The organism is Zhongshania sp. (assembly GCF_041584495.1).
Lineage (GTDB): Bacteria > Pseudomonadota > Gammaproteobacteria > Pseudomonadales > Spongiibacteraceae > Spongiibacter.
The window spans coordinates 1-11,989 of the sequence record NZ_JBFHDY010000110.1; the positions used below are offsets into that span (position 1 = coordinate 1).

An 11,989-nucleotide genomic window follows, 5' to 3' on the forward strand; every position below is an offset into this window, starting at 1 on the left:
CCGTGCAATATCAAGCACCATCGCTTCACTGGCACGGCTACTACCGTTCTCCATTCTACTAATATGCCTCGGTGAACTGCCTAAGCGTCCGGCCAGCGTCTCTTGGCTCATGCCATGTACGCCTCGCCAAAACTTTAAAAAGCGGCCGAATACTGATTTCGTTTCTTTGCTCTGCATTTGTAATTACACTCACTTTTTGACGCTTACTGGCAACGTATTGCATAGTACACGCCTCCGTTATGCGCCATCATACTGACAAAAGTGGGGTCGAACCAATCCAGTGGTACGTCAGAAGCCAACGTAGCGCAAGGTAATTTGGTACTTACTTAGCAAGCTATATAGGGCTCAAGTGACAAGATTGAAACCTCACCCCAAAACTCACTAAATCGTAATTTACGCTTACCATTACTCAATATCCTTCACCGGTAATTAGCATAGAGGTAGTCATGAACTTCCGCCCAATAATTTTTATCCTGGTTTCTGCCGCGGCCTTAACCGCACTGTTTATTGCATTAAAACCGGCCCCAGCGCCACACCGCGGTCTATATGCACTTTCTGCCCCGCACGACACGGACCCAATTGTGCAAGCAGCACAGCAACCATCACTAAAGTTTGAGCTGAATATTAAAGGCGGCGCACTGACTTCTGGCCCCCGACGCATCGAAGTTCCGCAAGGCAGCGCGATCGAACTTAAGGTCACCACCGATCACGCAGACGAATTACACCTCCACGGCTATGACCTAAAATTTCAACTCACCGCCGATGAGTCTGCCACACTTGTCTTTAGCGCGGATCACTCAGGCCGCTTTGGCCTTGAACTACATCATAGCCATAGCGAAATTGCCACACTAGAAGTCATGCCTACACCCTAATATTCAATTCATAATCATCAAAATACTGAACTCAAATAACCTTCTATATAGTGCCCCGCAAGCCACAACGAACAGCTAAGCGATACGCCGCCAGCGCCACACTCACAACCGCTAAGATTTGATGAGCCCGCCATATCACAAGGCCACTAAGGAGATTGCAGTATGAGCTGTATTATCAACCAAGCAGTTATCGAGCTGCTTGAAGCTAAGGACCTTCGCACCAATTTAGCGAATAGTCGCGACGAATTGATCAAGTGTAGCGATTTACTCGATACCGCGAACACCACGGCCCAGCGATCATTTGCGTAGTCGACGCATTATTGATCCACAAAATTATTCATCTTACTTCTGTACCTGCGCCACCACCGGCGGACTCAAAATCACAATGCGCAAACATGGAACTGAGGCAGCGAATGCTTGGAACTCGGCGTTATTTTTCGGCGAAGGCATCGACTCAGGAAAAAACGTACTTTGCTGTTTATCGCCATTTCACCTCGAGGCGCCCAGGTCAGCGGCGTGCTCGCGCTCTACGCCGCGTTAATGCAAGCTCCAACTGGCACAAGCACAGGTTAAAGAAATCTTATGTTATTATTCAATGACAATTAAATTCATTTAGAAAACCAATAGCGATGAAAAGATCATAAATACCTATGCCTAAAATAAAGCACCAACACCACCAAAATCCCGCATAGCGTAACGCCTAATAACAGCTCGTTTAATACTGGCGAAAAAACAAACAAGAAACCCTGCCCTTTAATAAGTGCAGAAAAACTCGACACAGCAAATGGCATCATAAACAAACGAGCTGTTTGCCATCGACTACCGCTAGCATCAACACTTAGCATTAAACCGAAGCCAATAATCGCGCTGATACCCAGCGCATTTATCCAAATTTTAGGGGCGGGATCAAAATAAAAATAGACCGTAGTCAAATACCAAATCAAGTAGCACCACAATACTATTTTTCCATTTTTAATCTTTGCCAAATACCGTCCTAGCGCCGTCATATAAAACTTACCCCTGTCTAATATTTACTTAACACATTAATTTTTAAGTACTTTCTTGCCGACAGGGAATTACTCACAATACATATTTTCTCCGCCTTACGAAGCAGGGTTTCCGCTTTTGATCTGCTCGCGGCATCCGCAACAAGCAACGTCACGGAAATCGTTATCTTAGTAAACAACATATTGCGCTCGATTTTATCTAACTCACCGTTACTGTGACACTCAATAGATAGCCAGTCTAACTTAGCCAACGCCGCCACCGTTCGAAATGACAGAACAAAACAATTCGCCGCAGCCGCCATGAGCAACTCCTCAGGCGACCATTTATCACCCGGGCCATCGAATTGGCTTGGCGCATTAACCGCTAATGCGGGTAAATGATCTGCAAAAACGTTTAAGGGTCCCTGCGGATGCCCGTTTACGGTTACCGAGTATTGATGTGGTAATGCATGCATGATTTAACCCCAGCGACATAACAAATTAGCTTTAATAGACAAGTCCGAAAAATACGTTGCCATAAATACAAGGTCAAAATAACAGTGTGCTTATTGAAGCCCCGGCGCTGAATCGGCAACTTACCAATGCCTGCAGAAAATTAATAAACGATACAGCTCGCAGTATTTACTGACCCATCGTGGTAAATTACGCTTGTAACGCGGAATAATAAACAAATGTGATGTATTTTATGAAAATAAAATCCCCCAGCTCAGCTATTGCCCTCGCCATTTTCATTAGCGGCCTAGGCAGCCTTGCACCAGGCTGTGCGAGCAAACAAAGCCAGCCGTCGGTACAAATCGACCCGCCGCCAGCAAATGCAGTTGCAAACTTATTAAACGATGAAATAAACCCAATCAGCGTAAAATCCGCTTTTTCTCCGGAGGAAAACATTCTCGCTATTGACGCCGACATGCGCTATTTCGTCGAAGAAAATGTACCGGCCGCCTTAAGCCCACGCGCCCGCTTAAGCTATCTTTTAGACGCCATGATTCGCCCCTCACAGCTCGGCCTATCATACGACCCTGGGATCACATTAAACGCAACTGAGACCTTTTATGCGCGCAAGGGCAACTGCCTGTCTTTGAGTTCCTTATTCATTGCCTTGGCGCGAGAGGCTAATCTTAACGCTTACTATAACGAAGTAACGATCCCACCTAGCTGGGATATGATCAGCGACAACAGTATGGTGTTTTACAAACACATTAACGTTGTCGTCGATTTTGGCGAAGACGGACAGGAAATCGTTGATCTTAGCGTCGATAATTACGAATACCACTACCCCCAACACCGGCTCAGCGAACAAGAAGCCGCCGCCCAGCACTACAACAACCGAGGGGCAGAGTATCTCAATCAAGGTAACAATGACGAGGCAATGCGTTATTTTCGCCGAGCGCTCTATTTAGACCCCCAAGCTGGTCATATTTGGGGAAATTTAGGCACCCTATTTAGACGACTTGGGCGGGTATCAAACGCCGAAACTGCCTACAGACAAGCACTTACCTTAAACATTAACGACCAAGTCGCGATTAGTAATTTAAGCCGTCTTTACCAAGAGCAAGGGGACACTGAAAACGCTAAGGAGCTTGACAAAATTGCACTCAATTTTCGTAAGCAGAACCCATTTTGGCACTACAGCCGCGCTAAAGCAGAATATGAAAAAGGTGAATTTACTGCCGCGCTAAGCGCCATTCGCCATGCAATATCATTACAAAAGGATGAGTATCGCTTTTACCATTTTGCGTCTATTATCTATTATCGCCTAGGCAGAACCGAACTTGCTGAAGATTTTTCTGAAAAATCAGCACGATACAAGAAAAATTCCACCCTGTAGAAACTAAAAAAGGCGTCAATAAACGCCTTTTATGTTTAATTCACACTAGAATTGATATTGCACACTAGCACTAAAAGTTTGACCTACATCCTCAGAGAAAGTGACAACACCATTTCGTTCAATTTCTAGGCTTTCATCAAGTATATTTTTCAGCTTTAACTTTACGATAATCGCTTCGGTTGGATAGTATGAATAGGTAGCATCCAATGAATTGAACGGCTGTTCGTAAGCGTCAGGCTCTCCGTTTCGGCCTGCAAAGTATAAGCGCTCGCCAAAAACATTGTACGACAAAGTGGCTGAATGTAATTCACTTGGCGCGTCATAACCCAAGATCAAGTTAGCCGCATATTTCGACGCTCCAACCAGATCCCGTTTGGGATTCGTCGGCGCATCGGCCTTTGAGCCTGCAACTAACTCAGTGTCGAGCAAGGTCAAATTACCCTGTAAAAAGAAAGGTATTAAACGATCAGAAAGGTCGCCAAAGTCTTTCATAAACTCGAATTCAACGCCGCTTATTGTCGCACTTTCAGCATTGATAATTTCCACCGCAGTATTAGTGTCGCCCGCCGCAGCCTGAAATTGTTCAATTGGATCAGCAATGTCTTTATAAAATAACGATGCAGTTAAATTATCGCCATTACTAAAGAACCATTCGGCACGCACGTCGTAATTTTTAAATTGAGCGGGTATTACGTCTGGGTTACCAAAGACCAAAGCACCGGTTATCGGATCGAAATAACTGGCTTTTGATATCTCGCGTAAATCAGGTCTTACCGTAGTTTCGCTATAACCAAATCGCAATTGAAAGTCTTCTGCAAAAAAGCCGGGCAACATATAGGTAGCCGCCAAAGACTTAAAGACATCATCATTTGTAAATACGGCGTCTTGAAGTTCTTTTACTATGGCCCCTTGACCACCCGATTCAGAGCTTAAAATTGGGCTACCAGCATAGTCCAATGGGTCCCAAGTTAATCCGACTTGCTGATAATCTTCGTAGCGCAAACCCGCTACAACACGCCAAGTATCCTGCCAAGTTACATCAAATTTACCATAATACGCATCAACGCGATTCGCAGCGATGTAGCTTTCTGAGTTACTACCCGCGACAGCAATTTGATACCCAAGGTTTGGATTTAGGAGATTTTGATCACTAAACACCACAGACAACGGTCCTGTAAGGGCACTATTTGGTGCATCAACACTGCCTAAACCAAACTGTATTTGGCGATAAGTACGCACTTTTTGCCAATACTCACTACCACCAGACATCTCTATCGCCCAATTGCGCGTTGTAATGGGCATTTTAACTTCCCAACCGTAACTCTCTACCTGATCATCTAAGTCGGTAAAACGGTAATCAGCTGAAGAGCTATCTCGAACAACGGTCGTAACGGCCTCTGGGCTAAATTTATGATTTGTTTGTACAGCCACTTCATTTGGAATTTCGGTGGTAGATTCACTATCAGAGTAAAACCAATCAAAACTTAGACCATCTATAATACTAAATGCTTTGCTTGCAATAAGTGATTGGCTAGCCTCGCCAAATTTATGTTCGCCGCGAATTTGATGTATTTCCAATTCTCGCTGTTCATAGCGCAATTTAAAAACACGATCTGAGTCTGTGCCTACGGAAAACCGCTTATCTAGATCATATTGATCTGTAATAGACACCTTGTCATCTGTATTTCGCAGAAACAAACTCGTTGTTTCAATATAGTGATCTTCGTTTAATCGTAAGCCAAAGCCCAAATTTGCTGTTAAAGATACGTTCTGGGTGGTTTCGTTTTTAAGTTCTACTTCCTCAGCTTCTGTTACTGAACGGCTAGTAGTTTTTTTACTCCGCCATTGGGAATCATAGGCTATACCTGCTAAAAACCCAATTTCAGTTTCCTCTTCGTCGCCGAGGTAAAAGCGATTTCCTAGATTGGCTTCTGCAGAAAAATCATGATCTCCACTAACCTCATAAACATCAATCCGCCGATAAAGCTCAGTCGCCAACTGTCTGTTGACAGCTTCGGCATCCCCAATCGTAGCATTTGGATTGGTTTTACGCATTTCACTTAAAATATCGTTACGATCAAAACTGCCCGCATATTTATATAACGCATTGCTAAGCGCCGACGACAATGCTCGGGTACCGTCATCCTCCCCCCAAGCGTCATCGTCGCCCCCTTGATAGCTTAGAAAATCCCCATCTGACTCAGTATTTAAGCCAGAGCCAATTTCAATATTAAAAACCAAATCGCTTGGAATGCCCTTAGTTCGGATATCCACACTACCGCCACCAAATGCAGCTGGCATATCTGCAGAATGCACCTTTTGCACAGCAAGAGAATCAACAATAGAGGTCGGAAAAATATCCAGAGGAATTACGCTACGTGACAAATCTGGCGAAGGTACCACTGCACCATTTAGTAGTGTACTGGAGTACCGCTCACCGAGGCCTCGCACAAATACATATTTATCGTCTACCAAAGTAACACCTGGAACACGTCGTAATGCGGCAGCAACGGTGGAGTCGCCAACTCTTCCAATTGCTTCAGAGCTCAGGAAATCAATTGCGACCTCCTGCTCTAGGCGCTCGATTACCACATTCTCTGCGCTACTCTTAAGCCGCCCAACAACCACGACTTCCTCTATCGGTTTATTTAGGGCAAAGCCATCTGATCCAGCCTCTTGAGCCTCTGCACCTATCGCGAGGCTCAGTGCGCTAAGTGTAAATGCCGGCAGCATACAATTTTTACTTACATTCTTTGTCATGAGAAAAGACCCACGTGCATAAATTTATCGAGTGTGAACAGAAAGGGCGCCGTAAGGCGCCCTCTGTTTTACGGCTTAAGCTAAATCTGTAGCGCAGATTAATCGAACCACAAATCCTGACCGCGATTAGCTGGATCAATCCCGTACGCCCAACCTGCTGTCCAGTCGTCATCTTTAACAACTGCGCCAAAGAATGCTCGGCCACCGACTGGCACAACGATGGGGGCTGCTCCGCCGACTTTCATGCTCGATACGGGCAGAGAGTAGAAACTGTCGAGAATATCTAGATTCGCGTTACTCGCTGCGGTTGGGTCTTCACCCGACTCCAAGGTGTGGAAGGCCTGACTACTCTCGTTCAAGAACGCTAACTGTGTCTTACCACCTGGCAATGGATCACCTTTGGTGAGGTCTGAGCAAGCAATAATTGATCCTTCAATTTTTAGTATTCCGTCAGCAGCTGCCTTAAGACCCTCAGCACTTTCGATTCGAACACAGTAGTTGTAGTCATCATCACCAGTTAATACATCACCCTGGTAAGCGGAAGTAATTAATGCGTTTTGAATCACTGGGAAATGAGCTTCACGAATTCTCATACCTGCACCGGGGTCGTGAGTCCCCAATCCCGCCGCCGTACTAGCAGGGCCGTCGTTAGAAGACATAATGCAGGTCATGTTCTTAATGGTAGCCCGAGAATTCAGACCGCGAGCAACAAAGTCATCAATTGTGGCTTGGTCCTTACTGCTGTAACTCCCGATACCGTCTGACTCAACACAATGGTTACCATCTTTTTCAGACTGGATTACCAGAGCGTAGTCAAAGGTACCACTGTAGCCTTCGTCGATGTCTATGGAGTCATCGCGAACATACATCGCAATATAGTGACTTATGTTCACCGCGCCACCGAACATTTCAACACCATCATCATACGTGGAGTACGCCTGTAAATAATCTACCTTTGTGGCTGAACCAACCGCGTCGAATGAAATACCATTTAACTCATTACCTTCCTCAACCTGAGCACCGGTATGCTTCACTATGAAGTATTTCAGTACGCCTGAATTATCTGCATTATTAGCACCGCCGTAATGCGTCTGGCCTGCCCCCGCCTTGCCTTCTGCAGCAACATGGCAACCTGAGCCGGCTGTTGCCAAATCATTTGTTGCAGGGCTACCCGTATAGGCACACTTATTGGTAAGCCCGAAGCCATTGATAATCATCCCACCCCAAGCTTGAACATCTTCAGGGCCCACAGTACCCTGAACGGCATCAGATACTGATGTAATTGTAATTGGCTCAGAGGCAGTGCCTTCGGCAAAAATCTGAGAGCCGCGGTTAATGACCATATAATCATCAGAGGACTGAAACGCTAAAGTTGTACCCGCTTCAATCTGAATAATTGAACCATCACCACCTTTTACGATACCGGCCGCAGCCAACTCAGCGTCACTGCTATAATTTCTACCAATAACCAAACTGTCACGAAATACATGAACACCGCCGTTTGCCAATTTTGTAAATACAACCGGAGCAGTAGGGCCAATATCAATTGGATTATTTAGACTTACGAAATCAGGGCCGTATATGCAGTTCACACCATCAATTGAACCTTGGCGCGTTGAACCTGCAGCACTACTATAGCTCGCACATTTATTAGTAGTGGAAGAACCGCCACCAGGATTGGTAGTAGTGCTATTGTTTTGCGCATTTATATTAATATCACCACCGCCACCGCAGCCAACTAAGCCAATAGCCGTAGCCATTGTGGTCAATGCAAAAAGCTTTTTCATAAGAACTAATCTCCGGAACAGACTCTAAGGTTTTCTAGGAATGTATTAATGAACCACATCTTAGGGAGATTTGGTGACAGATATATGAATAGGGCATTTCAGTTATATGACAAATCAAAAGTTCAATATAAAGCGGACAATTCCAGATTTTAATGTAGCTAAATATTATTACGCACATATAGTCCGCGGTACTGCCTATCCCGCATCTACATTGAATACCGCGCTAGCTGGCAGTAGGATGTGCAATAGATCTTCAATCGACATAAATAGGTATTGGTTATGCAACTTCGCAATCCCAATCTTCTTAGAGGCGAATCTTATATTGCTGGTATTTGGCAGCAGGGTAAGGACCTTAAAACTTTTGCCGTTCAAAACCCTGCAACCGGCGAAACCATACTGAATGTCGCCGATTTAAATGATCAGGATGCCGAGCGAGCGATTGCTGCGGCCTACGCCGCCAAACCTGCGTGGGCAGCGCTAACCGTGAAAGAACGCGCTAAATTATTACGTCGCTGGTTTGATCTCATCATGGAAAATCAAGACGACCTAGCGCTGATATTAACAACCGAACAAGGTAAACCCTTGGCTGAGGCCAGGGGTGAAATTGTCTATGGCGCCAGCTATATCGAATGGTTTGCCGAAGAAGCAAAGCGCGTCTATGGCGATATTATCGCACCGCCCAACAGCAGCCAGCGTTTATTTGTTATTAAGCAGCCTATTGGTGTTGTCGCGTCTATAACCCCCTGGAACTTCCCCAATGCCATGCTTGCCCGCAAAGCGGCTCCGGCACTCGCGGCCGGATGCACCTTTGTCGCCAAACCCGCACATGAAACCCCTTTATCTGCAATCGCATTGGCCGTTCTTGCCGAACAAGCGGGAATCCCTGCGGGCGTCTTTAATATAGTTTGTAGCAGCAGCGCACCCACCATCGGCAAAGTAATAACTAGCAGTCCCTTGGTCAGCAAATTAAGTTTTACAGGTTCGACTCAGGTAGGAAAAACATTACTAGAACAATGCGCTAGCACGGTTAAAAAGACCTCTATGGAGCTGGGGGGCGACGCGCCTTTTATTGTGTTCAACGATGCGAATCTAGATTTAGCGATAAAGGGCTTAATGAGCTCCAAATTTCGCAATGCTGGGCAAACCTGTGTTTGCACCAATCGCATCTACGTACAACGTGACATACACGAGGCCTTTGCCGAAAAGCTCAGCACGGCGATGAAGGGCCTTCATACCGGTAATGGCAGCCGCACCGACGTTAACATCGGCCCGCTTATAACGACCAAGGCAGTCGCCAAGGTAACGTCACTCGTAGACGACGCCATCACCAAAGGTGCGACAGTGTTATATCAGGCAGAGGTGAATACTAACGCCGGAGATATAGACACCCACTTCTACCCCCCAACCCTAATTAGCGGCGTGACCAAGGATATGCAAATTAGCCGCGATGAAATATTCGGCCCTGTCGCTGCCATTTCCATTTTCGACACCGAAGAAGAAGTACTTGCATCAGCCAACAACACTGAATTTGGTCTTGCCTCCTATTTCTACACCAGCGACATCAGCCGGGTATGGCGTTTTGGCGAAGCCCTAGAATACGGCATAGTCGGTATTAACGAAGGCTTGATCTCTAACGAGATGGCTCCCTTCGGCGGTATTAAAGAGTCGGGCTTTGGCCGGGAAGGCTCGAAGTACGGCATTGAGGACTATATGGAAATTAAGTATATGTGCCTCGGCGGGATTTGACCTTAACGCGGGAGACGGTGAACGCACAGTGCTCGGGAGATGCTTAACGGGAGACGGTAAACGCTAAAAACATAAAGCCCCAACAGGGTTTCCTGCTGGGGCTTTTTTGTCAGTGACGCGGAAGGCTGCGTTTTGGTTTTGACCTTATCTTTTGCGTCTCCCGTCAAGCGTAAAGCTGTCGGAGGGTATTGCGGGCTGTAAAAAGGCTTACGGCAGTCTGCGGTTCTTAATTAATCGTGCCGGGTTGCAGATGACCTACTTTGTGTTGAAAGCAGTGCTGAGCCTGCCTCATGACCGAAGCAAGTGCTTTAGGTAAGCAATCGCTTCGGGAGGAGATGCGGCAATTTTGCTCGCGACCTCAATTGCTCCTAAAACAGGAATGAATATTTGCGGCGCGGTGGTCTGGCTGGTGCGGGAAGTAATCCTTGATTCTCCATCGTTAGTGTCCACTTAGTATTAGGTGGACACCAAGACTACTTTCTTAAAATAGGATAGGAAAGCGGGCCTAATGGACGCTCACTAAAGAGCTGTAAACTTTTCTGTTATTGATGTATTTTTTTAGCGTCGAGTGTATTTTCATTGGATCGCTGTAATTGAGCAAGGATCGCAATAATCCAATCCTATGATTCCAAACTGGACTTAGCGCGACGGAGTACAAATACACTAATTATTTAGAGGGCATGGACATGTCAGGATTTCCACAGGGAAACTTCACCATCACCAACGCAGACACCGGCCGCAGTATCCAAGCGATTCTAGGCAAAACCACGGAGTACAGGGATTATCAGCTTGGTAACACCTACATAGATAAAGTCACTGATAAACCCAGACTTGCAATGGGTGACTCAGCGACCCACCTCGAGGCTGCATGGTATTACGATGCGAGCAAGAACTCATCGGGTACTGTCTATGCTGTGCTGATCAGTGTTGCTGTTGACGTGAAGCAGAACATCGGCAAATCTGCCATTGGCATCACTACTATTCCCGCGCGTACTCGGAGTCTCGAACTAGCCGAAATCGAATACTTGATCCCCAGCTCATGGACAGGGAGTTCAGTTCAATGGCACGAATTCGCGTCCGACATCTATCATCTCCTTCTCCGGATGCCGGTTCCAGAGTCGTGGAGTGAACCCGACGAAGCCTGGTTGCCACGGTTGTTAAATGCCCGTCCCTACGCGTATTCTTGGGACGACACTGTCTGCTCAGTGATCGAGGGGCTGGCAGTACCTCCTCAGTGGAGTGGTGAGTCCAAAGCGGAGTTGCTGGACACCGCTATGCTTTACGACAATGTATTTCGCTCTGGCAGACAAGAAGGAGGTAGGACTGGGATGATTGGTGCCTACACAGAGAAAGGCTGGAACGGCATGAACAAACGTTGGCAGACGGACGGAACCCATATCTGGAGCATCGGCGGAGACGGTAGCGGAGGCCCCGCAGAGGCTGAATCCTACCTCACAGATATGGGCGGTACTCTTGTCGGGCTGCCAAAAGGAGAAACCGGGCAAACATGGATCTTCGCGTCGGTGTAATTAGTTTAAAATCCCATACATAGCAAAAAGCCCCAGTAGATATTCCTGCTGAGGCTTTTTTGTAGCTGCCTTATAAGACTGAGAACCGGTGTTTTGGTTTTGGTTTTGGTTGTGACTTAATCTTTTGCGTTCACCGTCTCCCGTCTAGCGTGGCGCTGTTGGAGTCTGTGGGCTTTAAAAAGGCTTAGGGCGGACTGCGACTCTTAACTGAGCATGGCGTGTGCTGATGACCTACTTTGTGTTGCGAGCAGTGCTCGCAATCCCTTTGGGACGCTTCCGCTTCGCTACATCGCACCTCCGCCGCACCTGCGGTACAGGCTGTTCGGCGACAATTAGGATGACCGGTTGACGACAACTATCTTGGCCGGTTGGGTGTAACGTTCGGTACTTTGATTTTCCCTTGGAGAACAGCGTGCCGGGATTACATATCACCCAACGACAAGAGGAGCTGTATATGCAG

General features: G+C 46.6%; 10 protein-coding genes. 5 read left to right on the plus strand and 5 right to left on the minus strand.

Annotation, left to right across the window (positions count from 1 at the left end; translation table 11 throughout):
- Window positions 1-177, minus strand: a 177-nt coding sequence (locus ABYP33_RS14875; RefSeq protein WP_373091958.1) for a helix-turn-helix domain-containing protein, incomplete at its 3' end; no start/stop codon positions are given.
- A gap of 404 nt (window positions 178-581) precedes the next feature.
- On the opposite strand from ABYP33_RS14875, the gene ABYP33_RS14880 reads away from it, so the two are divergent.
- The gene (locus ABYP33_RS14880) at window positions 582-872 is read left to right on the plus strand and encodes a hypothetical protein (RefSeq protein WP_373091949.1); all 291 of its coding nucleotides are present in this window, start codon (window positions 582-584) and stop codon (window positions 870-872) included.
- A 162-nt stretch (window positions 873-1,034) separates the two neighbouring features.
- Window positions 1,035-1,181: a hypothetical protein gene (locus ABYP33_RS14885; protein WP_373091950.1), complete on the plus strand. Its 147-nt coding sequence runs from the start codon at window positions 1,035-1,037 to the stop codon at window positions 1,179-1,181.
- Window positions 1,182-1,510: 329 nt separating this feature from the next.
- Here the strand turns inward: ABYP33_RS14885 and ABYP33_RS14890 are convergent, their stop codons facing one another.
- Complete coding sequence (locus tag ABYP33_RS14890; RefSeq protein ID WP_373091951.1) at window positions 1,511-1,858, minus strand: hypothetical protein; 348 nt, start codon at window positions 1,856-1,858, stop codon at window positions 1,511-1,513.
- 38 nt (window positions 1,859-1,896) lie between these two features.
- On the minus strand, window positions 1,897-2,334 hold the full coding sequence (locus ABYP33_RS14895) for an OsmC family protein (protein ID WP_373091952.1): 438 nt from the start codon (window positions 2,332-2,334) through the stop codon (window positions 1,897-1,899).
- A 230-nt stretch (window positions 2,335-2,564) separates the two neighbouring features.
- Here ABYP33_RS14895 and ABYP33_RS14900 point away from each other — a divergent pair, with 230 nt between their 5' ends.
- Window positions 2,565-3,707: a tetratricopeptide repeat protein gene (locus tag ABYP33_RS14900; RefSeq protein WP_373091953.1), complete on the plus strand. Its 1,143-nt coding sequence runs from the start codon at window positions 2,565-2,567 to the stop codon at window positions 3,705-3,707.
- A 45-nt stretch (window positions 3,708-3,752) separates the two neighbouring features.
- On the opposite strand, the gene ABYP33_RS14905 is transcribed toward ABYP33_RS14900, so the two are convergent.
- Together ABYP33_RS14905 and ABYP33_RS14910 are read right to left on the minus strand one after the other, a co-directional pair.
- Complete coding sequence (locus tag ABYP33_RS14905) at window positions 3,753-6,467, minus strand: TonB-dependent receptor domain-containing protein (protein ID WP_373091954.1); 2,715 nt, start codon at window positions 6,465-6,467, stop codon at window positions 3,753-3,755.
- A gap of 98 nt (window positions 6,468-6,565) precedes the next feature.
- Complete coding sequence (locus ABYP33_RS14910) at window positions 6,566-8,254, minus strand: serine/threonine protein kinase (protein ID WP_373091955.1); 1,689 nt, start codon at window positions 8,252-8,254, stop codon at window positions 6,566-6,568.
- A 279-nt stretch (window positions 8,255-8,533) separates the two neighbouring features.
- On the opposite strand from ABYP33_RS14910, the gene ABYP33_RS14915 reads away from it, so the two are divergent.
- Window positions 8,534-10,000 (plus strand): NAD-dependent succinate-semialdehyde dehydrogenase, encoded by a 1,467-nt coding sequence (locus ABYP33_RS14915; protein ID WP_373091956.1) that lies wholly within the window; start codon window positions 8,534-8,536, stop codon window positions 9,998-10,000.
- Window positions 10,001-10,686: 686 nt separating this feature from the next.
- Window positions 10,687-11,529 carry a hypothetical protein gene (locus tag ABYP33_RS14920; protein WP_373091957.1) on the plus strand — a complete coding sequence of 281 codons (843 nt, stop codon included), beginning with the start codon at window positions 10,687-10,689 and terminating at the stop codon, window positions 11,527-11,529.
- The last annotated feature ends 460 nt before the right edge of the window (window positions 11,530-11,989 follow it).